Origin of the sequence: Panacagrimonas sp. (assembly GCF_965216805.1) — a bacterium.
GTDB lineage: Bacteria > Pseudomonadota > Gammaproteobacteria > Nevskiales > Nevskiaceae > Panacagrimonas.
Window position 1 is genome coordinate 621,734 of the sequence record NZ_CBDCGN010000002.1, and the last position, 21,254, is coordinate 642,987.

The following is a 21,254-nucleotide window of genomic DNA, read 5'->3' on the forward strand; positions in this document are numbered from 1 at the left end:
ATGATCGCAGCGAAGGGGGCGGCAAGACCAACGACTATCGGGACAAGCGTCCAGCCCTTGCCGGCCACCAGAAGAGCGTCTGCCGCGAAGTAGATCCCGATCAATCCGAGCGAAAGCGCCGCGGCCAAGAACACTCGGAGCCTCGCGAAAGTCCCGTCCGCACCTTGGCGGGTCTGGCCCGCGACCATGCTCGCGCGAGCTCTAGCTTGGTCAATCTGACTCTGGTGTTCGTTCACGATCACTCCTTCGGTGCAACTCTCTCAATCAGCTCAGCAGCAGCCTGCTCCATTTGAATTTGAGGCACTTCCCCCGTGCGGATTGCGATGTCCACGAAGACATCGAACAACAGGACTCTGGCTTCTACCGGAATTGGCAGCGCAGCCCGGCAAAGCAGGCTCTCCCAGAGTTTGTAGGTTCGGCGCGCCAGATCAGACGCTTTGTGCGTCCTATCGCCAGTCGTCGGTGACGCTGACGGGCCGAAAAGAATCCAATCGGCGTTTACGTCGAAAAGCTCGCGAAGCCCAACGAGGACCTCGCTTGAGACTTCCTGCGTTCCAGCTTCATAGCCCTGAATCGAACGGTGCGAGACGCCGAGCGCTGTCGCGAGTTCCGCCTGGGTCATCCCGAGGCGCGCTCTCAGTTCTGCCAGGCGACGGCCGGCTTCTAGCCGACGTACGGAGGCCTCTTGTTCCTTTCTCGCCATTACGGTATAACGCAATCAGATGCGCAAATACGCAAAATAATGCGTACATCTGATGTCGAAGCGTAGCCTCCTGTGTTTACACGCAAGGGGCAGGATACCACCTGACGAGATATGCAAATGCCCACTGATGAGTCCCGGCAGCTTCTGACCATCGATTGCCTGGCCAAGCTTCTGCATAGAAGTCCTGAGGGTCTTCGGGTCAGCCTCTATTGCGACAATGACTTCTCGATGCGGCTGCGATCGGCGAGAGTCAAGCTCGGCCGACGGGTGTACTTCCGGCGAGACCTCGTTGACCAGATGATTATCCAGGCCACCGGCCAATAACTCGGCCGTGTCCGTTCGTGCGATGAACTGGGTCTGGTCCATAGAGCTTGAGCCATCGCGCAAGCTCTTGCTTCTGGCGCTGGCAGATATAGCCGACGACAGAGGGTTCGCTTGGCCCAGCGTCTCGACGCTCGCGAGAAAGTCCTGTGTCTCAGTTCGGACTGCGCAACGAGTCCTGCGCCAGCTCGCCTCAGGTCCGGTCCCGCTGTTGGAAGTGAGTTCTCAGCGGTCTGCGAACGGGCGCCAGCGTACCAACGCGTACCAACTTCTGATGGACGGCGGGGAGGGTGACAAATTGACACCCTCTCCCCCGAATGGGAACGGGGAGGGTGACACGCGTGACGAGGGGAGGGTGACAGGGCCGTGTCGGGGGGAGGGCGTCACTGCTGACACCCCCGAGGGTGACAAAGCTCTGTCACCCGAACCACCACAACCACCACATGAACCGTCAAAAAGAACCACCAACCGGCGGCGTGTGGATAAACCGCTAACCGCCGATGAACAGCGCGAGCTTTTTGTTCTCGCACGGCGCGTGCCGGAAGACACGGCCGAAAAACTCTTTAGCCAGCTCGCCGAGAAAAAACGACTCGGCCAGATCACATCGGCGGTCGCTTGGATGAAAGCTGCGGTCGCGCGAATCAACGCGGAGGCGGCGATATGAAAAAGTTAGGTATCCCAGCGGTGTTCATCGCCGCGACGATGTTGTTCAGTGGTGCGGCGTTCGCCGATTGGGTTGGGGAGTGGTTCGACCAGTCCACGACGACCAGCGCAGGCGGCTACCAGAACCAGCAGCGCGGTTTCTACAGCGCTGGCGGCTTCCAAGGCCGCTACCGCATGAACAACGATTATCTCGTGACCGCAAGCCCGCCTCGCTTGAATGTCGGGTGCGGAGGCATCGACCTTTTCCTCGGCGGGTTCTCGTACCTCGATCCTGAGTACCTGGTCGAGAAGTTCCAGCGCATCATCCAGGCGGCGCCCGCTTTCGCATTCGATCTGGCCATGACGCAGTATTGCCAGCCGTGCAAGGACGCGATGAACACGCTGACGGCGATCACGGACGCGGTCAACGGCATTCAGATGAACGACTGTCAGATGGCCAAAGGCCTCGCAAAAGCGACCGTCGATCAGCTCTCTGCGGTCGCAGCAAGCTCGTACAGCCTCGGAGAAGGTCTGCGCAAGAACTCGCAGGACTTCCAGGACACCGTTCGGGCCGGAAACGGCGCTGCGCCCGATGACACGCAACCGACGCTGGAAGACTGCCCCGATCTGTTCCGCCGCATCTTCGTCAACGGATCGGTGATCCAGAACGCTGCGGCCGAAGTCGGAATGAACGACTTCGCAGGCGTCATGCGCGGCATCATCGGCGATGCGCGCGTGACCTATTCGACGACGCAGCGTCTCTACCAGGTCGAGACATTCAGCTATTGCCCTGGCAATGCACAGATCGACCCCGACAGCTTCGTGACGGGCACCGTGGACGCCATGAGCACGACTGGATCGTGCAGCGCGTCGGGCATGTCGCCGGTCGTGAGTGAAACGCGGGACCGGCTACTGGCGATTGCCAACAAGCTGTCCACACCAGGCGGCGCGACTGCGCTGACCGCCGACGAAATCGCCTTCATCGACGCAAGCACCTTCCCGCTGCTGACGCTGCTGTCGAATGGGAGCGCGCAAGGCAGTACGGATGCGATCGTGGACATCCTTGCCGAGCCGCTGGCATTCCAGATCAGCCATCGGATGATGAATGACCTCTGGCAAGTGCTTCGTTTCGTCATCGTCAAAGCGAACCAGGTCCAGTCCAATCAGCGACAGCCTGCCGCCGGAGGGCGGTACTGCTCCGTGGACGTGATCGACAAGGCGCTTGACCACCTCAAGGTGATGGAGCCGAGGGCAGCTCAGCTCAGCATCGCGGCGCGGACGGCGTGGCAGACGCGGGTTAGCGAAATGTCCACGACGCTTGAGGTGACGCGCGCAATGGCGGAGGACTATCGCCGGCAGATGAACCGCACGTCGCTCGGTCAGCAGTAGGACTTTCTCATGAGAAAGTTTCTGCAGCGGATGTGTGGCCCCTACTCACTACGTCAGACAGTGGCGAAGAACATGCCTCTGGCGTGCTGCTTCGCGGCCCCTTTGATCGCCGTATCGCTCCTGCAAGAAGACTGGTTCAGCGCCGGCTATTTCACCTGCCTGCTCGTCGCCTTCGTATGCGTCCAGGTATTCGCTCGCAATGAGCCCCTGTGGAACCGCTACATGACCTGGCTCCCCGACTCGCTGAAGGACAGCAAATGAGAATCCGAGATAAGGCGATCACAGCGATCGTGTTGATGCTGATCGCAGGGCCGGCGGCGGCGCTGGACATGGACTTTTACACCTACAACGGCTTCTCGGAGACGGTCGCGGCCTTCCGCCGTCTGTCGCTGATGCTGTCAGACAGCAGCTTTACGGTTTTCGCAGCGATCTTCGCCATTGCCGGAGTCACGTTCGGAACGGTAGCGCAAGCCTACAAGGGGATGACTGGCGAACAGATCAATCCTCTCCAGGCCGCCATTCAGGTCGCGATCGGGCTCGCGCTGTTCAAGGGCGCGGTCATGCCGACCGGCACCGTTCACGTCTACGATCCGGTGCGCAACGCCTATGAAGCCGTGGGCGACGTGCCCAATCTGATCGTCTTGATTGCCGGCGGACTGAACAAGGTCGAGCGCGGCATCATCGAGATTGCCGACACGGCATCCGCGAACCCGTACTCCGACAATGCCGGCGCGATCAATTTCGCGCTGATCAAGGCGGCGACCAGCGCAGAGGTCAAGGACTGGTATCTGCAGCAGTCGTTGGTCAACTACTACCTCAACTGCGGCGCTCCCTATATGGGGAACAGCGATACGGGCGCGCGGCAGCGGCTCATGCACGCTTCGACGGACTTGATGAACGAGTTCGCGCAATGGACGAATGCGGCACTTTCCACCGTGTATCACCCGCCGAACGATGATCGCGGCGAAGCGCGGAGCTGCACCGACGCTTGGTCCGGTTCCGGCGGCTTAGCGAGCCGCATTGTCGATCCGCTGACGTTTGCCGATGTCACGGCGTCGATCTGCCGGCAGGCCGGTTTCAATGTGGCTGACGGCAACCAGGACGCGAAGTGCAAGTCGCTGCTACAGGAGTCCTCGGAGCTGTACAACGTGACGCCCGGCAGCGAGCTGCCGTTCTTGCGATCGGTGCTGCTGGCCGGCGCGGTGAGCCGCGCAATGAATTCGGCCGACGTGGACCGCTCGATGCGGTCGCTGGTCAGTCGTCAGGTGATGGCCGAAGGGCTCGGCAACGCGGAAGCCATGAATCAATGGATTCCGAAGGTGCGCGCGTTCATGCTCGCCGTCGTTCTCGGTGTGGTGCCGTTGACCTTGCTGTTCATGGTGACGCCGCTCATCAAGCCGGCTTTCATGCTGACGATCGGCTTGTTCGCCTGGCTGGCGCTGTGGGGAATCGGTGACGGCATCGCAGTGCAGATGGCTTATGACGCAGCCTTTGAGGCGTTCAACGAAATTCGGCGGCAGCAGCTCGGCGTCGAGGCGATCATGATGTCGCCGGAGGGCTCGGTCCAGGCGCTCGGCATTTTCGGCAAGAGCCGTAGCACGGCGCTCGCGATGGCCAGCGTCCTTGCTTTCGGTCTGTTCAAGTTCGGTGGCTACGCGCTGACCGGCCTGGGTCAGCAGTGGCAGAACAACATCGAGCAGGCTGGCGACCAAGCCGGCCGGCAGCAGCTTTTGCCGGAGCAGAACGCTCAGATGCAGCAGTCGATGATGGGCGTCGCCGGCACGATGGGTCAGGCCGGGTCAGGCTTCCAGCAGGGTTCGCTGGCCAGCGGCATGGGGCAGATTCGGCAGACGGCGGAAGCGGGCGCGTATATCGACCCCTCTATTTCCGGCGGTCGGGCTGCGGGCGAAGTTCTGGGTGATACCGGCCGCTACACCGCGTCTGACACGCTGGGAAGCGTCTCAGGCACGCAGGCCGGCGCCGGGCAGGCTGGCGTATCCCCCGAGCTGTTCCGCGCGACAAACGCGGAATCTCAGGCCGCAATGGGCGGCATGGAGACATTCAGCCGCAGAGTCGAAGCGGATCAGACCTTCGGCCGCGCGAACTTCGCAGAGGGCGCGGCGGCGCGCGGCGTCCAAACGAACGCAAGCGACGTGGCCTTGAGCCGCGAAGACAAGTCCGACCTCTACACGACGGCCGGCGTCGATACGCGATCGCGTGTGGAGGCGGCCACGACGCTGACCGAGAAATTCGGCGACAACGCGGCGACGCGCGCCGGCCAGGCCGAAGGCCTGTTCCGGGGCGCGCAGTCCGAAGGCACGCTGCGGGCTGTGGATGCGTTCGGCGGCGGCGTGCAGCCGCTCATCACCGCTGAGGAAGTGGCGCGCAGCCAGCACCTTTCGCGCGGTGACGCGATCGAGAGCTTGAACCCCGGCAACATCCGCGCAACGACGGATGCGGTCGCGGCGCACCAGGAAACCGATGCGCTGGCTCGCGCGAACGTCAGCTCGCAGCTCGCCAGGCAGTTGGGCCTCGATCCCGCCGACGTGCGCCAGCGCCTCGACATGGCCGAGTACCAGAACGGCCAGGTCGGACTTGCCGTCACCGATCAGAACCGCAGTTCCATCGCGGATTTCATGGAGCGCAGCGGCGCGATGGGGCCGCGCGAGCTGGCCGAGCTGCGCGAGTCTGGTGGCGGCTTCCTGCGGATGACGCTCGATCCCAATACCGGCCGCGCCGATGCGGCGCAGGCTGACTTTGTGTCCAGTGTCTCCAAGGGCAACGTCACGACGGAGACGGATGGCCGCACGACGCGGTTCGGAGACAGCACCCACGTCGGCGACGTGAATCGTCGCGGCAATGAGCAAATCTTCTCCGAGTCGCTGCAGATCAGCGATCCGAACAGCATGCGGCCGGAGCATGCAGTGCCGACACTGCTCGGCATCATGCGAGGGGACATGACGGCCCCTATGGAAGATCGAGATCGGTTTGCTATCGCAGGCGCTCTCACCGCGCGTATGGGTCTCGAAGGGTTCGGAAACGAAGCGTATGTGGGGCAAGAATCGTCGGTGTCCGCTGGACTAAACCTTCCGTTCAACATGGGCCGGGGTGCGAAGCACGGCGGCGGTGTAACGGGCGGCTATGGCGGCGGCGGTAGTACCGGCGGTCAAGTGGGATCGTCGGAGTCCAGCCGAGCCAGCCAGAACCTGGTCATGACGCGATTGGCTGATGAGGTCGGCGAAAACTACAGCGACGCGCAACGAGCTGTGTACATGCGATACGGCAGACCGGAGACCTGGAGTGATGAGACCAGAAGCCAAGCCAACACGGAGATTGCCGAGCAGTTGGTACTGCGTAACGAGGCTTCAATCGTCACTGCGCAAGCGGGTATCGCTGGAAAAACTGCAGTCGCGGCCTCTAACGCGGACGAACAAACGGCCGTGGAAAAGGGGCGCGAACTGGTTGCCGGAACACCAGTTGATCGCGCCATTCAGTTCGTCGACGGGTTATTCCGATGATCGCGCCGAAATCCAACGGCCGTACTCGGGCAGCACTACGACCATTGATGCGGATTCATTTGTGCGCTCAGCGAAACACGAGCGTCATGGTGAGCCCAATCGCGACCGCTGCGCGGGTTCACATCATTGATCGCGAAGAACTGATCAGACTGCGCAGTGGCATCAGCGAACTCGCTGCCAACCGGCATCTGGGTAGAGCGATCCAGCATACCCATGCCGAGCGCGAGCGCCGGCACGCCTGCGAAAAGAGCGAAGACTCCCAAAAGCGCAGAAGCCTGCGTCATTGCTGTGATAGCCAAAGCGGCCGAGGGTGTCGCCACAACGGCCACGAGAAGCACCTTGATGGCTCGGACGAAGGTCGTTCTGTTCATTTCACCCTCCCGACCGGGCGTCCCACGGATGCCCGGACTTTCTCATGCGAAACTTTTCGCACCCTTGAATTATACCATCCCTATAGGGGTATTTCGAGAAAATCTGTCTATTCATCAATCGGTTGTGACTTTCTCATGAGAAAGTCGGGCGGTGCGTCATGGTGAGCGTAGCCCTCAGACTTTCTCATGAGAAAGTCCCGAACGAGCTGCAGCGTGTAGCAGGCGCGCTGGCGCAGCGATTCGAGGATCACGCATGAGCGTGGTGGCAGTCAGGCTGAACGCTGAAGCCCTTCGTCACTCGATGGATCGAGCCTGCGTCGAGCTGCCAAAGCATGGCAGCGCACTCGCCGCACTGGGCTATCCCATGAGCTGGCTGGTAGTCTGCGAAGGCCTGCAGCTCCGCGTCGTTTATGAAAGTGGCCTTGGTCGGCTGCGGCATGCCGTAGAGACAGCGATGCCGACCATTGCCGATGCCGCTCGGCGAACGACTCGGTCCATCGTCTGGGCGTCTTTCATCCGAGGCCCAGTCATGGCAGCGGCAAGCGGAGACCTCCGGCATGCACTGACATTGCCCGTCCACGGGCCCGGAAGCCTGATGGCGTTGGTATCTGTTTCCGGGCGGGTGCCGATCGGCCGTGGTGCAGCTAGCCAAACGCTGTCGGTGATGCGTCAGGTCGGGTTCGATGCCTTGGATGACCTGGCAGCCGTCGCTGAGCGCCTTGGCCCTACCTTGACTGCGCGCCAAGCGGAGACGCTGCGGCTGTTGGCGGAAGGGATGGCGCAGAGGGACGTGGCACGGCAGCTCGGGATTTCGCTCACGGCCGTTGGCTACCTGGTGAGTCGCGCGATGGATCGTCTCGGTGCGTCGAATCAGACCGAGGCCGTAGCCAGGGCGATGCTGACGGGTCAGATTCAGTCGGTTGTTCGGTGGGGCGCGCGAGCTCGATGATGAATTACCCCCCTCTACAGATCAGCAGGCTTCAGAAAATCATGGAGTTGCAGCGTGCGGGGGTGGTCAGTGCTGAATCACCCCCCCCTTGTGTCGGTTTGTAGTGCGATGCGCTACGGGGGAGGAAAAGTTTCTCATGAGAAAGTCGGGAGGCCGCGCGCAGTGCGCGCCGGGCTTTCGTGCTTTGCATCGAGCCGCCTTCGGCGTCTCGCCCCTTCGGGCTTCAATCCCTCGTCCGAACAGCACGGCAAGACCAAGCCTGCGGCTTCGTCACGCCGCCAAGCCGGGGACACCGTGACGGCTGCGCCGACACCGTGTCCTCGTAGCGCCGCGCGCTACTACGCGACCCAAAAGTTTCTCATGAGAAAGTCGGCCGCTCCGCGGGTTGGTTGGGTGGCACTTGCTCCGCGCGCGTCAATCGATCCGTTCGACGGCCGCTATGCGGCCGACGAATCTCGCTGCGCTCGCCCTTCGGCGGCAATTGACCCGTGCTCGACGGCGTGCCGATCGGTCCCCGATCACAAGCGCGGCGGAGGCCTGCCGCGCTTGCGACCAGGGCAACAGGAGATGCGGGTATGAGCGGAATTCGAGCGGAGCAGTTGCGAGCGCACCGGATCGAGGTGAGGACGCAGCGGCACAAGACGGGCTGGACCTATGTGCTCGACGTGGACAACGCGGGCGCGTTCGAGACGGACAGGACGTACATCACGCGGCAGGCGGCCATCGAGGCGGCGGCGCTGCGGCTGGTTCGCGAGCTGCCGGCGCTGTTCGAGCAGGACTTGATCGAGAGAGTGCCGTGTCAGTTGAGGGGTGCGTGATGGCGACCATCGGCACGCGGAACCGGGATGAGGTCGTGGATGATTTTGTTGCGAAGCTGGCGGCGGTCACTCGGACAAAGGAAGCGGCGCGAGGACCGGCCATAAAGGGCCTACAGCGCATTGTGGGAGCGATCCGTGGGAATCCAGGGGCCGGACAGGTACGGCGGCTTGTGGCGTTCCTGGGTGGCCTTTACAACGGCCCTCGGTTTCCGTTCGATCTGACGGATCTTCGCTCGCTCGATCCCGACCTGGCTGATGCATGCCTGGATGTGTTGCGCTTCGACCACTTCGGCCAGGCCGAAGTCCATACCTGGGGCGTCATCGACGGCGCCCAGCTGAATGGCTGGCTGGAGTCCTACGGGCTCTATTACGCCGCACAGCGGCGGCGGATCGGCGACGAGCTATATCGGGATCGCTACGGCGAAGACGGGCACCCCGATGAGGGGTGCTGCGGCTGACCTCGACTTTCTCATGAGAAAGTCTGACGCGATGGACCTCGGGGTGCCGGTGGGCAACCTCTGTGCAGCAGCGAAGCGGCAGGGGCTCCCCAACAGAGCCCCAGCGGAGCGGCCGCTGTGCAGGGGTTGTCCACGGGCGCGCTGGATTCGGACCTCTTGTCCACTCGGAAGACTTTCGCTGAACTTTCCACCGTTTTCATGGTCTTAAGTGATAGGGCGCAAATTACTGGCGCCCTCTATTTGGTTCCAGTGTTAAACCGCGTGGTTGACAAATAACACCTTCCATGAGACAATTAAGGTATGAGTAATAGTCTGACGACGGGGTGGCTGCGATGACGACAGAGTTCGGCAAAGTGTTGAGGAAGATCCGGGTTGACCGCGATATGACCCTCGCTGACTTGGCCGAGGTCCTTGGCGTGTCGGCTGCTTTCTTGTCGGCGTTGGAGACGGGGCGGAAACCCGTCCCGCCGATGTTCGTGAGCAAAGTGATCGCGGCGATCGACCTGACGGGAGAAGTTGCTGAGAGCTTGAGGGTGACGGCTGCCCAGAGTAGGAGTAAGGCGGTCGTGATTCCGTTGGACGGAAAAGATGCTTTCTCCAAACGGCTTGCTGTCGCATTCGCTCGCCGCCTTGATGATATGCCTTCGCGTGAAGTGCAGGAGCTGCTGAAGCTGCTTGAGTCTGACAAAAAGATCAAAAAGAAACGGGAGGACTCATGAGCGGAGTCTGTATCGAAGTTCCACCAAAAAGTACGAAGTCGATTCGTGAACTTGCAACCCTCTTCAGGGATTCAACGGCGCTGAACGATCCCTGGTTCCCGATCGTCTGGTTCATGGACACGTTCTTGGTCCGTGAATGGAAGGGCTACGATTTCTCCATCGGGACGATGGAAGAGATGGGCGGTGATGCCGGGCGGGCATACCCTGACCAGAGGTTGGTCGAGATCCGCGAGGATGCCTATGAGAACGCGGCGCGTGGCGACGGATTCGGCCGGTTTACGATGGCTCACGAGCTTGGCCACCTTTTCATGCACCAGGGCCTCCCAATGGCCCGGCATGTTGCCAAGAACGACATCAAGCCCTATCGGAGCAGCGAGTGGCAAGCCAACCAGTTTGCGGCGGAGCTGCTTATGCCGATCAGCGCCGTTCAGATCGCCAAACTTCCAACGATGCTTGAGCAGATGTGTGGGGTTTCCGCCCCTGCTGCGCGAGTTCGATTCGATGCGCTGCGGAGGGAAAGGCTGATCTAAAAAAATTTAGGGCGCCTAGCTGTCACTAGTCGCCCTGTCGAAAAGGACGTGCACCCGGAGGCGCGTCGCCTTGTGAGACTTCTAAACGCGGCCTGCATAGTACAGGCATCAATCGAGTCTGACAAGGAGCACCAATCCTCTCCGGGAAAGGAGGTGCTTTGTGAATGTCAGGTGAAAAAAAGCCTGCACCACCAGGGTTCCGTTGGGTGTTTTGCCGGTTTCGCCGTGTGAAGAATAGCGATCGCTATTTGGATGCGCGCGAATACGGGTACGACAGCTGGCGCTTTCTGGTTCGGTGCAAGTAAGGACGGGGCGGCGGAGCGATCCGCCGTCCTCTTCAGAACTCGATTTAGGAGATTTTTATGAGCAATCATCAGCATGTGGTGAAGCGTGAGGACGGCACTTGGGCCGTGCTCGGCGAAGGAAATACGCGAGACACGTCCCGACACGATACTCAGGCGCAGGCGATCGACCGTGCACGTGAAATCGCGAAGAACCAAGGAGGGGATGTAATTACCCACGGCCGCGATGGACGAATCCGTCATCGCGATAGCTATGGAAATGATCCATTCCCGCCTCGCGACAAGCGTTGACCAGAGAAGGGGCGGCATTGCCGCCCCTTCTTTTTCTGTCTAGCTACACGGAGGGCTTAGCCGAGCGCCGTGTTGATCCTGTCGATCGCATGCGAAAGTTCTAGCGGGAGACGCTGGCGTTGACGCGATGGTGATCCGAAAGAGTATTGATCGCCTCAGACCACGTCAGGCGCCCCTCGGCAATATCGTTGTCAAGCGAGCACGCCTTCGGACTCGGCGGGGGCAGGCCCTCAAGATCGCAGTGCCGGTCCGCTTGATCCAGGGCTTCTTGTAGGGCTGTCATGCAATTCGACGCCGACGACCGCCCGCCTCTATGACGACGCTTGTTCGCAACCCCGCTCGCGCAGCGAGAAGTACCAAGTTGTCGAGCGAGACGGCAGATTCCTCGCCACGCAGTATCCGGTTCAAACGTGGCTGCTTGATGCCGAGCTGTGCTGCGACCTCTTGTTGGGTGCCGGGGAGTTCCAGGAGCAACTGACGAAGTGCGCGCAGCGCATGAGCTCTCACGCGCTTTACTTGCGCGACATCAGGAGGGTTCAGTGCGTCGAATGCGTCTTCATAGGGGACGCTCAGCGCCAAATCGTCAGGCATGTTTCATCAACTGCGAGGCTATCAGTGCGCAAATTATAACTCAGCAGTTATAAGCAGTCGAAGCGCTGTAGTGTTCTGTAGCGCTACAGAACACTACACAGAATCTATTCCACCGCCGCTGTTCGGCGGCGGCTGCCTTTGCGCATCGCGGTTTCCGGCCGTACTGAGTCACTTTGTTGGGGCGGTGGCGATAGATTCGCAACCTGCGGTTCCGGCTCGAATCGAAACGCGCTGGCGCGAAGGTACTCGGGCATCTGGTCGATTGCCATCCATCGACGGCCAAGCTGCTCTGCGACGAAGCCAGTCGTGTTGGAGCCGGCGAAGGGATCGAGCACAAGATCGCCGACATCAGTCGTCAGCTTCAGGAAGAACTCGGGAAGAGCAGCCGGGAAACGCGCCGGATGTATCTTGATGCCGGCCGCCTTGCAGCGTTCCGTGTAACGATCATTCGCTGCATTGTTCCCAAAGCGAAGCAGGTCGCTGGCGACATCATCCTCTACCACATTGGCTGGGATGGCCCCGCCGGCATCCGCACTGGCGAACGAGGCCTTGATGGCGTGGCCGGATGGTCGTGTTGTTGCCCTGACCCCGCGCTTGGCTAGGCGAAGCATGTCAGGACTGTAGGCCTTCAGGACATTGCGGTTATTTGCTTTCGGCCACTCGGTCTTGGAGAGCCACCACACATACTCGACGCTGTCCTTCACCCGCATTCGCCGAACATTCACCCATTCAGCGGGGGTCGGCATCTTTGCAGGGTTGTACCAGAAGCACTCCTGTGCGAGATGAAAGCCGAGGTCCTCGACGAGAGCGATCAGCAGTTTGAAATGATACAGCGACCTGGTGGGGCTTCCCTTGTTGTAGCTCCCTCCGATGTTGAGGACGAAACTTCCGTCGTCCGCCAGTACGCGCTTGACCTGTTCGGCGAACGGAAGGAACCACTCTACGTAGGCATCCTTGTCCGCATTGCCGTAAGCCTTCTTGAAATGAAGGGCGTAAGGAGGCGATGTGACGACAGCGTTTATTGAGCCTGTCGGCAGCGATCGGAGGAGCGGCAGCGCGTCGGCGCAGTAAGCTGCGCCGAGCGCCGTTTCGTAAACGAAATCGCGACCACTCGCCATAAGCTTCGAGGGGTGCTCGAAGCCACCGGGCAATCTTGATGCGTCGTCGCGAAGTGGTGCTGAGGTGGGGGCGGGCATTTACGATCCGTTTACAATTGGCTCATCTTACATGCTGGCATAAATAGGTTTCGCTTGTCAACCAATTTCGTCACTGTCGATCCGAGCGAATGGATCAGCCAATCCGAAGCCGCCCGCATTCGCGGAACGACTCGGCAGGCTATCGCGCGCCTGGTCGAGCGTGGACGATTGCCGACGATTGAGGTCGGAGGGCGAAAGCTCGTTCGGCGAGCTGATGTTTACTCGTTCGAGGCAATGCCGGCCGGCCGGAAGAAATCGTATGTCGATTGATCAGGTGACGGCGCTGCTTCGCGCAATGTCGAGCGATGCAAGGGCGCAGGTACTGAAGTTCCTTCGTGAGGAGCTGCGCATTCCTATTCATCCACTGGAGGATGAATGGAACACCACGGCTGAAGCGATCCTTGAGGCGATACACGCTTCGCCGGACCTCACTCAGCGTGGAGTGCGGGGAATCTTGGCCGAGGCGACATTTCGGACCGTTGTGGTTCCGACATTGAACGGCTGGACGGACATCCCTTTCTTCGGCGATCAGGCGCACGACCTTTTGCTGCGTAGGGGAAATGTGAGTGTTCGTGTCCAGGTGAAGCAACAACGACGCGAGAGGGGTGTTCCCAAGCTCTACGCGGAGAAGGGTTACAGAAATCCCGGAAATGTATACACCGTCGAAACTCAGCGCACCCGCACGGGAAAGGCAAAAGACGGTGGCGCGACGCGGCCCTACAAGCGAAACGAGTTCGACGTTCTCGCGGTATGCATGCAGGCCGTGGACGGCGATTGGCGATCATTTGTCTACTGCCCTGCTCAGTTATTGCTGCCACGGGCGGACGACGAGAGCTTGTTGAAGGTCATGCAGCCGGTGTATTTGGATGGCCAGTCCGGATGGACGAGGGCGTTCGACGAAGCCGTAACGGGCGCTGGCTTGTAGACGTTGCCAAATGCGTGGCGCGCCGTTCAGCGTAAACGCGGCCCCCGATTTTGCGTAAACAGTTTTGCTTCCTATCGGTCAAAAGCTCCCTCCGCACTATGCGGAGGGAGAAAGCATCACACCTGATGCACCCCTTGGTGGCAGGGAAGCGTCTATCAATCAGATACTTAGCGTCGTGCAAATCGTACACGTAGCGTGTACGTCTTTATACATCAGTGAGTTACGAAGGGGTGTCGAAGGTGACTTTTCGTCGGCTTCCCCCATGACGCGGACTCAAGATTGTTCCGCAATAACCGGCTGGCTGGGACTCAATTTTCTGGTCCATCCACGGTAGCTGTCGGGTTTTGCCAGCCATTTTGTGGCGACGCTTGGGGTCAATGCGGGCTCGTCGTCCACGGTGACTGTTGTCAGATGGGAGGGAGCTTCGAGAGCCGCATAGGATCGAAGCCGAAACGGCCGCCCTGTTGCCAGCCCAGGGGACAAGATCCCGAACTTACAGGGCCTTCACCCGCCGCACGCGGTGACCTTTTGCTTGGCCTAGGCCGCGAAGGTTCGGGCACGTCGGCGAGCGAGTGCCTGGTTGACCTCATCCACCAGATCGCGGCCGTAAAGGTTCACGTACACCATCGCCATGTTCATGTCCTTATGGCCGAGAATCGCGGCGATCTTGCGGGCATCCATCCCTCCTTCGGCGAGACGACTGCCGCATTCATGGCGCAGATCATGGAAGTGATAGTCGGCGATTCCAGCGCGTCTTTTCGCCTGATCCCAGACCTTATGGAAGGTGTAAGACGACCGCTTTCCGTGGCGGCCTGGCTCGCCAAAAAAGATCAGATCGGTGTCTATCGGGCGCACCGGATTGGCGAGGGCTTCCCGGAATATCTCCACCGCTGTGTCGCTGAGTGGCACCTCGCGAGGCTCGGAATTCTTTGTGTCGTACAGGCGGACGATACGGCGGCGCAGGTCAACCTGTGAGCGCGTAAGCGTCGTGATTTCCGATGATCGCATGCCAGTTTCGAGCGCGATCCGAGCGAGCCAGGCGAGCATCGGATTGCTGTGCGCATCCAGCTCGGCGAACAGGCGCTTTTCCTCCGCTGCTGTGAGCCGCCGATGTCGGTGAGGGGCCGGTGTGGGCTTCCGAATGATCTTGACGGGGTTGTAGACCAGACCCATTCCCCATTCACGGATCGCGACCGTGTAGAGGTTGCTGAGCAACGCCAACTCGATGCGGATGGTGTTGGCCGCGCGCGGAATGCGGTTGCCTGATTTGGGGTCAATATCGCCGGCAAGGCGCTGGTCACGGTAGGTTGCGACCAGGTCGGGAGTAACGGCCGCCAGCGAGTACTTGCCGAAGAATTTCTTGACGATTTCGATCCGCTGTCGTTCCGTCTTCTGTGTGATCGGCCGCTTGGTCGGCGTCACCTCTTTGAAGTAACGGTCCAGCGCAGAAGCAACGCTTGTGCGTTCTGACGGTGCTCGCTGGATATAGATCCCACGCACCATTTCGTCTTCGGTGCGGCGTGCCCAATCTTCGGCGTCACGCTTGAGGCGAAACGTCTTGATCGTCGGTGGCCATCCACTCTTGCGGATGATCGCCTTCCACTTGCCAGAATCGGTCGCAACGATCGTCGCCAAAGCCGTCACCCCTCACGCGGCGCGCCGGCACTGTACCGAAATTGTACCGACGCAAGAATCCTATGGTGATGGTGGGCCCTCCGGGACTTGAACCCGGAACCAACAGATTATGAGTCTGCTGCTCTAACCGATTGAGCTAAAGGCCCTTTCTAAAAATCACCGTGACGAGAGGAATCGTCGCATCGAGAGGTGGGGGCGTCAACGGGAAAAGAATTATGAGTCCTCAGCTCTAACCAACTGAGCTAACGGCCCTTGGATGTCGGGCCGCGAGTCTAGCAACTCCGCGGCCGGCTCCGACGCCGCGGTGGACCGGTCCAGCGACCATGGCGCCATACCCCGGCGTCGGCCCGGTCATACCTGCGCGGCGCAGTGTCCTTGAGTCTCGCGATCCTGCCGGAAATGCTTGGCCGCCGCGGGTGTCCGCCCTAACATGACTGCGCAGGGATTCAGCAGAGCAAACGACGGCCGCAGGCCGCACTTAAACGCAAGGAAGGCGGGGCCGCTCCGGTGCCCGGGAGGAAAAGCGTCATGGCGAACACAGGGCTCCGTCTGCTCGCGACCGGCATGCTGGCGGCTGCGGCCATGCCTGCATCGGCGATCAATTTCGAGTTCGCTGGCGCCGACGTGTCCTGGGTGAGCAAGTTCACCGCCGGCGCAGCCTGGCGCGTGGAGGAGCGCGACGACGGCAAGATCGGCAAGCTGAACATTCCGGGCCAGGAGTTTCTGTGCAGCAATCGCGGTGGCGATTACAGCCTGGGTCCGAACGACGACGACTGCATCTCGCTGTTCGGCAACCCGGAGCCCAATCAGCGCCTGGTCGATGCTAGGGGTGGCTACTTTGCCGCACTGATGGATGACGGCAACCTCAATTACGACAACGGCGATCTGGTCTCCGCGCTGTTCAAGATCAACACCCAGTTGAGTGCCAGCTGGGAGGACTGGGTGGTCAAGCTCAACTACGTCGGCTTCTACGACGAGGTCAACTACAACCTCGACGTCACCCACGTCAACACGCAGTATCAGCCGGCGTCGGAGCGGCGCAGCGACAGCGTGCGAACGCGCGCCGGACTCAAGGGCGAGCTCCGCGAGGCGTTCGTGCTCTACAATTTCGAAGTCGGCGAGCGCTTCTTCGGTATTTCGGTAGGCCAGCAGCGGGTGCGCTGGGGCGAGGCCAACCTGCATCTGTTCAACACGATGGATACGCTCAATCCGCTGGACGCGGTGCTCGCCTTGCAGCCCGGCTTCAATCTCAACGAGCTGGCGGTGCCGACCGGCATGGTGCTGTTCTCCGCCGACATCGTGGCCAATGTGACCGCTGAACTGGTCTACATGTACGACTGGGACACCACCCGCGTGCAGCCCAGCGGCACTTTCTTTTCCAGTGCCGATCCCGCCGGCATCGACGAATACAACCCGGTGCTGAGCCTGGGTCAGTTTCCGGAAGACCCCAACAACGAGTTCCGCCCCGGCCTGCCGTTCCGCCTGCTGTCGTCGAGCACGCGCAACTCGCGCGTGGGCGAGAACGACCGTCCCGCCAGCGACGACGGCCAGTTCGGTCTGCGCGTGAACTGGTATGCGGAGAACTTCAACGACGGCACCGAGTTCGGCTTCTATTTCCTGAACTACCACAGCCGTCTGCCGTACTTCTCCATCATCGAGGCGCAGCAGACCTGTCTGCGCGGGGGCCTGGGCGATCCGATCACCGCACTGGCCAATTGCGTGCCGTTCAATCCGCTGGCGTTGGGCAATGCGCTGCCGGCGAAGGACCCGCTGCCGATCAATTCGGCCGAGTTGCTGCTGGATTATCCCGAGGACATCCAGATGTACGGCGTCAGCTTCAACACCACCGCGTTCGGGTGGTCGGTGTCGGGCGAATACTCCTACCGGCCCAACCTGCCGGCTCAGGTCCTGATCTCGGATGTGTTCTATGCCGGCTTTCAGCAGGCGTTCGCCAGCCAGGACATCGGCCTGTCCACCTCAACCCTGGCGGCATTGGGCCTGGACCTGGACGCGCTGGGCTTGAATCTGCCGGGCAGCGCGGGTCCCATCCTGCCCGGCGCGCGCACCTTCATCCCGGATTTCCTGTCGGTCTACCGCGGTCGCACGGCGGAGAACAACAACGAATATCAGCCCGGCGAATACGTGCAGGGTTTCGAAGACCTCAAGACCGGCCAGTTCGTGATCAACGCGCTCAAGCTGTTCCCGAGCATGTTCGGCGCCGACGATGTCACCGTGCTGGGCGAGCTGGGCATCACTCACATCATCGACATGCCCGAGGAAGGCGATCTGTATTTCCAGGGCACGCTGGAACACACCCACCCCAGCCCGGGCGCCGATTGCACCGGCTTCGCACCGGGCACTGCCTGCAACACCGCTGCGGTTACCGCCCGCGTCAATCCCACGCAGCAGACGCGCGGCTTTGCCGACGACTTCTCCATGGGCCTGCGCCTGCTGGTGCAGTTCAAGTACAGCAACTTCCTCAACTCCGGCGTCAACGTCAATCCGACCCTGCTGTGGTTCGAGGACATCGAGGGCATCGCGCCGTTCCCCGCGCAGAACTACGTGGAAGGCAACCGCTGGATGATCCCCGGCATCCAGTTCGAGATCGGCCAGGCCTTCAACGGCACCGTGCTGTACCAATATTTCGACGGCGCCGACAACGTTCTCCAGGATCGCGACAACCTGTCGGTGAGCCTGACCTACAATTTCTGAGAGCCTGTCCGAAAGCCGTCGGGAGCATCGGTGAGTTCGCGCTCGGCGGCGCTTCGATCCCGGAGCTTGCATAGCAGTAAGTGAGCATTTCGAGCACCGTTCGGACGCGAGATGCCGAGCGCAGTAGGTTTTTGGACTGGTTCCGAGGGCAGCGCCCGCGCCGCGATCAGACTTCCTGCAACGGCCGTAACTGCTCGCGGCCGCCTGCGAAGTGCAGGCGCAACAGATCCTCGTGCGCTTGTCGGCCGATGCGCTGTGCGCGGGCGCGGCCGCCCGGGACCAGTCGATGTGCCAGGTGCCAGGACAACGTGAACGGTGCGCTCAGCAACGGATACCAGGGCAGGATGCCGGCCGGCAGCCCCAGCGCGGCCATGCCGGCACTGCCGGTGAAATAACGCGTGACGCTGAGGTGCCGCATGCGCTCGAAGCGCGCGCGTAGGCGCTGGAATCGCGGGTAGGGCACCGATAGCGTCTCGTTCATCAGTGCGCGGCCGAGCTGCGCGCTGCTGCGGTCGGGCGGTGTCTGCGCCAGCAGCATGTGATAGAGCAGCCGGCGCGCTTCGGTCTCGTCGTCGGTCAGCCAGCGCTCGTCGACGCCCATCAGACCGCAGATGAACTTCCACAGGTGCATCACCGCATGCCCTTCGGCGCGCGTCACCGGCACGCCCATCGCGCGCACGCCGATCAGCAACAGCGCGCTGAATCCCAGCCAGGTCGCTGCCATGTCGGTCTGGTTGATCGGCAGCCCCAGCTCCTCGATCCGCCATTCGGGCAGGCGCGACACGCGACGCCGGATCATGGCGTGGATCAGGCGCACGTGCAGGGTGGAACGAAACCCTTCTGCGCCGACGTCCATGCCGCCGGTAGCGGTCGCCGCCACCACCCATTTCATGGTTTCCGCCACCCGCCGCGCGGCGCCGCCGTTCAGCGCCCCGGTGAGGATCAGGGTCTTGTTGAAGGCCGAGGCCTGATAGCCGCCCATCAGCGCCACGTCGCGCAACACGTAGTGCGAAGTCATGCCCATGCGCTGGAACACGCGTGCGCCCTGCGCGAGCTTGGCATCGTCGACCCAGAGCGGATGCTGCTCGCACTGCGTGAAGAACGCCGTCAGCGGTGGCGGCGCCTGCGGTAGCGCGCCGATGCCCTGATCCAGCGCGCGCTGGAACAACGGCATCGCCTGCTGCATGCCCTGCTCGTACATCCATTCCAGCAAGCGGTCGGCGGGCGGGTCGCCCTGCATCAGGCCCAGGCCGAGCGCGCGCCAGCGCTCCGGGTCGGGTTCGGCGTCGCCGCGGATCATCCAGCGCAAGCGCCGACCGGTGCGGCGTCCGGCCTCGACGTCGGCACCGTGACGGGACGGAACGAAGGGGACCTTAGGTGACATGGCGGCCTTCCGATTTGACGAGGAGGCCACCCTAATGCGATTTATTACTCGTATTCAATTCGCGTATCCAGAGCCCTCATGCGCAAGAAGCCGCGCCAGGCGCGCTCCCGGCAGATGGTCGATGCCCTGGTGCAGGCGACCATGGAAACCATCGCCGAGCGCGGCTTGCAGGACACCACGACCAATCACGTCGCGGCCCGGGCCGGGGTCAGCGTGGGTTCGCTGTATCAGTACTTCGACGGCAAGAACGCGCTGATCGACGCGGTGATGGAGCGCCTGCAGGCGGACCTGACGCAGGTCATCGGCAGGCAGTTTGCCGGGCTGCTGGATGCGGACATCCCGAAGCTGACCCGCGCCGCGCTTTACGCGGTATTCGATCTGTTCGAGACCAACCGCGGCCTGTATCTGGAGCTGGCGCGCGGTTGGTATCACGCGCGCACCATGCGCTCGGTCGATGCACTGGAACGATTCTTCACCGAATCCTTCCGGCTCTACGTGCTGCGCCACCACCAACGCCTGCGCTTCGCACAGCTTCCGGCGACCCTGTACGTGACCTTCAACGCGGCGGTATTCGTGGGTATCCGCTACCTGAGCGATCCGCCGGTCCACCTGCGCCGCGAAGACGTGATCGATCAGCTCACCGATATGGTGGCCGGACAGCTGTTGCGCGCCGGCGCGCCCACCGGCCGCGCGCGCCGGTTGCGGAGAAGCAAAGCGGCGGCTTGATCATGCTCAGCCGTCGACGTTCGCCCGGTGCGCGCGCAGCCGCCATGCGCTGGGCGTATTGCCGGTCCATTTGCGAAAGGCGCGGGTGAAGCTGGCGGGATCGTTGTAGCCCAGTTGTCCGGCCACATCCTTGACGTCCATCGCGGTGGTGGCGAGCAGGCGCTGGCCGTCGCGCTGGCGTGCTTCGTCCAGCAAATGCAGAAAGCTCAGATCCTCCTGCTGCAGCTTGCGCTTGAGCGTGCGCTCGGACATATGCAGCCCGGTGGCGACAGCCGCCAGCTTGGGATAGCCGCCAGGCCGCCGACTCAGCATGGCGCGCACGCGCTCCGCCACCGTGGCAACGTCGCCGATCAGTGCCAGCTCGCGCTCGCATTGATCGGCCAGACCCTGTGCCGATATCGCATCGCCGGTCGCCAGCGGCCGTTGCAGATATTCGGCCGGAAAGCGCAGCTGGTTGACGCCGGCATTGAAGATCGTCGGCGGCAGCCGGTGGCGGTAGCGCTCGAAATGGGCTGGCCGGTCGCAGTCGAAGCGCAGTTCCATCTGGGGCTTGAAGGTGCCGCTGATCTGGCGGCCGATACGGGTCATCGACACCAGCACCGCGTCGATGGCGTACTGCCGCATCGGCCCCAGCGGCAGCGCTTCGCGCGTATCCACCACCGCGTGGTCGCCCTCGATGCGCAGGCTCAATCGCAGTACCGGGTTGCGCAGACGACCGTACTTGAGACCGAACTCAAGGGCCTGGCCCACCGTGGTCTGGCTCATGAGGCCGTAGCCCAGGGAGCCGTGTGCCGCCAGACTGCTGCGCAGGCCGAACTCGTACCCCAGGCTGGCGTCGCCGGTGGCGCGCCACACTCGTGCAATCAGCCTGGCGCAGGTGCTCAGCGGCACCCGAGCGTCGGTGCAATCCAGCGCGGACAGTTCGATGCTCAGTCCGCGCAGCAAGGTGTCGCGCGACAGGCCGCGTGCGGCCGCGACGTCCAGCCCCAACCGAACGTAGGCGATCGGAATCGAGGCTCGCGCCAAGGTGATGACTCTGGAAAGCGGATTCCCCATCGGTCCAACGTGGCCTAA

The 21,254-nt window shown here is 61.9% G+C and carries 21 protein-coding genes, 1 tRNA gene and 1 pseudogene; 14 read left to right on the forward strand and 9 right to left on the reverse strand.

Annotated elements, in window-relative coordinates; all coding sequences use genetic code 11:
• Window positions 1-238: 238 nt before the first annotated feature.
• Window positions 239-703 (reverse strand): helix-turn-helix domain-containing protein, encoded by a 465-nt coding sequence (locus tag ACOOHP_RS03000; RefSeq protein ID WP_420464980.1) that lies wholly within the window; start codon window positions 701-703, stop codon window positions 239-241.
• A gap of 15 nt (window positions 704-718) precedes the next feature.
• Complete coding sequence (locus ACOOHP_RS03005) at window positions 719-1,069, reverse strand: hypothetical protein (RefSeq protein ID WP_420464981.1); 351 nt, start codon at window positions 1,067-1,069, stop codon at window positions 719-721.
• Between ACOOHP_RS03005 and ACOOHP_RS03010 the strand changes: the two are divergent.
• The 5 genes and pseudogenes from ACOOHP_RS03010 to ACOOHP_RS03030 form a co-directional block, all read left to right on the forward strand.
• A pseudogene (locus ACOOHP_RS03010) lies at window positions 1,050-1,205 on the forward strand (helix-turn-helix domain-containing protein); the annotation flags it as partial. The gene ACOOHP_RS03005 and the pseudogene ACOOHP_RS03010 overlap by 20 nt on opposite strands.
• A 297-nt stretch (window positions 1,206-1,502) precedes the next feature.
• Window positions 1,503-1,688: a hypothetical protein gene (locus ACOOHP_RS03015; RefSeq protein WP_420466991.1), complete on the forward strand. Its 186-nt coding sequence runs from the start codon at window positions 1,503-1,505 to the stop codon at window positions 1,686-1,688.
• The gene (locus ACOOHP_RS03020) at window positions 1,685-3,055 is read left to right on the forward strand and encodes a conjugal transfer protein TraH (RefSeq protein ID WP_420464982.1); all 1,371 of its coding nucleotides are present in this window, start codon (window positions 1,685-1,687) and stop codon (window positions 3,053-3,055) included. The genes ACOOHP_RS03015 and ACOOHP_RS03020 overlap by 4 nt, the downstream gene beginning before the upstream one ends.
• A gap of 9 nt (window positions 3,056-3,064) precedes the next feature.
• Window positions 3,065-3,316, forward strand: a complete 252-nt coding sequence (locus tag ACOOHP_RS03025) for a hypothetical protein (RefSeq protein ID WP_420464983.1) — start codon at window positions 3,065-3,067, stop codon at window positions 3,314-3,316.
• A complete protein-coding gene (locus tag ACOOHP_RS03030) occupies window positions 3,313-6,573 on the forward strand; it encodes a conjugal transfer protein TraG N-terminal domain-containing protein (protein ID WP_420464984.1) in 3,261 nt (1,086 codons plus the stop codon). Before ACOOHP_RS03025 ends, ACOOHP_RS03030 begins: the two co-directional genes overlap by 4 nt.
• A 35-nt stretch (window positions 6,574-6,608) precedes the next feature.
• On the opposite strand, the gene ACOOHP_RS03035 is transcribed toward ACOOHP_RS03030, so the two are convergent.
• Window positions 6,609-6,944: a hypothetical protein gene (locus ACOOHP_RS03035; RefSeq protein WP_420464985.1), complete on the reverse strand. Its 336-nt coding sequence runs from the start codon at window positions 6,942-6,944 to the stop codon at window positions 6,609-6,611.
• Between the two features lie 253 nt (window positions 6,945-7,197).
• On the opposite strand from ACOOHP_RS03035, the gene ACOOHP_RS03040 reads away from it, so the two are divergent.
• From ACOOHP_RS03040 to ACOOHP_RS03065, 6 genes are all read left to right on the forward strand, one after another.
• Window positions 7,198-7,893: a response regulator transcription factor gene (locus ACOOHP_RS03040; RefSeq protein ID WP_420464986.1), complete on the forward strand. Its 696-nt coding sequence runs from the start codon at window positions 7,198-7,200 to the stop codon at window positions 7,891-7,893.
• A gap of 575 nt (window positions 7,894-8,468) precedes the next feature.
• Window positions 8,469-8,711, forward strand: a complete 243-nt coding sequence (locus ACOOHP_RS03045) for a hypothetical protein (RefSeq protein WP_420464987.1) — start codon at window positions 8,469-8,471, stop codon at window positions 8,709-8,711.
• Window positions 8,711-9,169 (forward strand): DUF7673 family protein, encoded by a 459-nt coding sequence (locus ACOOHP_RS03050; protein ID WP_420464988.1) that lies wholly within the window; start codon window positions 8,711-8,713, stop codon window positions 9,167-9,169. The genes ACOOHP_RS03045 and ACOOHP_RS03050 overlap by 1 nt, the downstream gene beginning before the upstream one ends.
• A gap of 332 nt (window positions 9,170-9,501) precedes the next feature.
• Window positions 9,502-9,888: a helix-turn-helix domain-containing protein gene (locus ACOOHP_RS03055; RefSeq protein WP_420464989.1), complete on the forward strand. Its 387-nt coding sequence runs from the start codon at window positions 9,502-9,504 to the stop codon at window positions 9,886-9,888.
• Entirely contained in the window at window positions 9,885-10,418 is a 534-nt protein-coding gene (locus ACOOHP_RS03060; RefSeq protein ID WP_420464990.1) for an ImmA/IrrE family metallo-endopeptidase, read from the forward strand. Before ACOOHP_RS03055 ends, ACOOHP_RS03060 begins: the two co-directional genes overlap by 4 nt.
• A gap of 362 nt (window positions 10,419-10,780) precedes the next feature.
• Window positions 10,781-11,011, forward strand: a complete 231-nt coding sequence (locus tag ACOOHP_RS03065; protein WP_420464991.1) for a DUF2188 domain-containing protein — start codon at window positions 10,781-10,783, stop codon at window positions 11,009-11,011.
• 279 nt (window positions 11,012-11,290) lie between these two features.
• Here the strand turns inward: ACOOHP_RS03065 and ACOOHP_RS03070 are convergent, their stop codons facing one another.
• Both ACOOHP_RS03070 and ACOOHP_RS03075 read right to left on the reverse strand, forming a co-directional pair.
• Window positions 11,291-11,602 carry an XRE family transcriptional regulator gene (locus tag ACOOHP_RS03070; RefSeq protein WP_420464992.1) on the reverse strand — a complete coding sequence of 104 codons (312 nt, stop codon included), beginning with the start codon at window positions 11,600-11,602 and terminating at the stop codon, window positions 11,291-11,293.
• Between the two features lie 104 nt (window positions 11,603-11,706).
• On the reverse strand, window positions 11,707-12,720 hold the full coding sequence (locus tag ACOOHP_RS03075) for a DNA-methyltransferase (RefSeq protein ID WP_420466940.1): 1,014 nt from the start codon (window positions 12,718-12,720) through the stop codon (window positions 11,707-11,709).
• A gap of 337 nt (window positions 12,721-13,057) precedes the next feature.
• On the opposite strand from ACOOHP_RS03075, the gene ACOOHP_RS03080 reads away from it, so the two are divergent.
• Window positions 13,058-13,723, forward strand: coding sequence for a hypothetical protein (locus tag ACOOHP_RS03080; protein ID WP_420464993.1), 666 nt, complete (start codon window positions 13,058-13,060; stop codon window positions 13,721-13,723).
• Between the two features lie 537 nt (window positions 13,724-14,260).
• On the opposite strand, the gene ACOOHP_RS03085 is transcribed toward ACOOHP_RS03080, so the two are convergent.
• Both ACOOHP_RS03085 and ACOOHP_RS03090 read right to left on the reverse strand, forming a co-directional pair.
• The gene (locus tag ACOOHP_RS03085) at window positions 14,261-15,358 is read right to left on the reverse strand and encodes a tyrosine-type recombinase/integrase (RefSeq protein ID WP_420464994.1); all 1,098 of its coding nucleotides are present in this window, start codon (window positions 15,356-15,358) and stop codon (window positions 14,261-14,263) included.
• A 69-nt stretch (window positions 15,359-15,427) separates the two neighbouring features.
• Window positions 15,428-15,504, reverse strand: a tRNA-Ile gene (locus tag ACOOHP_RS03090).
• 382 nt (window positions 15,505-15,886) lie between these two features.
• On the opposite strand from ACOOHP_RS03090, the gene ACOOHP_RS03095 reads away from it, so the two are divergent.
• The gene (locus tag ACOOHP_RS03095) at window positions 15,887-18,070 is read left to right on the forward strand and encodes a DUF1302 domain-containing protein (protein ID WP_420464995.1); all 2,184 of its coding nucleotides are present in this window, start codon (window positions 15,887-15,889) and stop codon (window positions 18,068-18,070) included.
• A gap of 166 nt (window positions 18,071-18,236) precedes the next feature.
• On the opposite strand, the gene ACOOHP_RS03100 is transcribed toward ACOOHP_RS03095, so the two are convergent.
• Window positions 18,237-19,454, reverse strand: coding sequence for an oxygenase MpaB family protein (locus ACOOHP_RS03100; protein ID WP_420464996.1), 1,218 nt, complete (start codon window positions 19,452-19,454; stop codon window positions 18,237-18,239).
• Between the two features lie 78 nt (window positions 19,455-19,532).
• On the opposite strand from ACOOHP_RS03100, the gene ACOOHP_RS03105 reads away from it, so the two are divergent.
• Window positions 19,533-20,180, forward strand: a complete 648-nt coding sequence (locus ACOOHP_RS03105; protein ID WP_420464997.1) for a TetR/AcrR family transcriptional regulator — start codon at window positions 19,533-19,535, stop codon at window positions 20,178-20,180.
• A gap of 6 nt (window positions 20,181-20,186) precedes the next feature.
• Here the strand turns inward: ACOOHP_RS03105 and ACOOHP_RS03110 are convergent, their stop codons facing one another.
• Window positions 20,187-21,206, reverse strand: coding sequence for an AraC family transcriptional regulator (locus tag ACOOHP_RS03110; RefSeq protein WP_420464998.1), 1,020 nt, complete (start codon window positions 21,204-21,206; stop codon window positions 20,187-20,189).
• Between the last annotated feature and the right edge of the window lie 48 nt (window positions 21,207-21,254).

Coding starts and splice junctions, on each gene's coding strand:
- ACOOHP_RS03000 (WP_420464980.1), bottom strand. CDS start 703: ATGGCGAGAAAGGAACAAGAGGCCTCCGTACGTCGGCTAGAAGCCGGC.
- ACOOHP_RS03005 (WP_420464981.1), bottom strand. CDS start 1,069: ATGGACCAGACCCAGTTCATCGCACGAACGGACACGGCCGAGTTATTG.
- ACOOHP_RS03020 (WP_420464982.1), top strand. CDS start 1,685: ATGAAAAAGTTAGGTATCCCAGCGGTGTTCATCGCCGCGACGATGTTG.
- ACOOHP_RS03025 (WP_420464983.1), top strand. CDS start 3,065: ATGAGAAAGTTTCTGCAGCGGATGTGTGGCCCCTACTCACTACGTCAG.
- ACOOHP_RS03030 (WP_420464984.1), top strand. CDS start 3,313: ATGAGAATCCGAGATAAGGCGATCACAGCGATCGTGTTGATGCTGATC.
- ACOOHP_RS03035 (WP_420464985.1), bottom strand. CDS start 6,944: ATGAACAGAACGACCTTCGTCCGAGCCATCAAGGTGCTTCTCGTGGCC.
- ACOOHP_RS03040 (WP_420464986.1), top strand. CDS start 7,198: ATGAGCGTGGTGGCAGTCAGGCTGAACGCTGAAGCCCTTCGTCACTCG.
- ACOOHP_RS03045 (WP_420464987.1), top strand. CDS start 8,469: ATGAGCGGAATTCGAGCGGAGCAGTTGCGAGCGCACCGGATCGAGGTG.
- ACOOHP_RS03050 (WP_420464988.1), top strand. CDS start 8,711: ATGGCGACCATCGGCACGCGGAACCGGGATGAGGTCGTGGATGATTTT.
- ACOOHP_RS03055 (WP_420464989.1), top strand. CDS start 9,502: ATGACGACAGAGTTCGGCAAAGTGTTGAGGAAGATCCGGGTTGACCGC.
- ACOOHP_RS03060 (WP_420464990.1), top strand. CDS start 9,885: ATGAGCGGAGTCTGTATCGAAGTTCCACCAAAAAGTACGAAGTCGATT.
- ACOOHP_RS03065 (WP_420464991.1), top strand. CDS start 10,781: ATGAGCAATCATCAGCATGTGGTGAAGCGTGAGGACGGCACTTGGGCC.
- ACOOHP_RS03070 (WP_420464992.1), bottom strand. CDS start 11,602: ATGCCTGACGATTTGGCGCTGAGCGTCCCCTATGAAGACGCATTCGAC.
- ACOOHP_RS03075 (WP_420466940.1), bottom strand. CDS start 12,720: ATGGCGAGTGGTCGCGATTTCGTTTACGAAACGGCGCTCGGCGCAGCT.
- ACOOHP_RS03080 (WP_420464993.1), top strand. CDS start 13,058: ATGTCGATTGATCAGGTGACGGCGCTGCTTCGCGCAATGTCGAGCGAT.
- ACOOHP_RS03095 (WP_420464995.1), top strand. CDS start 15,887: ATGGCGAACACAGGGCTCCGTCTGCTCGCGACCGGCATGCTGGCGGCT.
- ACOOHP_RS03100 (WP_420464996.1), bottom strand. CDS start 19,454: ATGTCACCTAAGGTCCCCTTCGTTCCGTCCCGTCACGGTGCCGACGTC.
- ACOOHP_RS03105 (WP_420464997.1), top strand. CDS start 19,533: ATGCGCAAGAAGCCGCGCCAGGCGCGCTCCCGGCAGATGGTCGATGCC.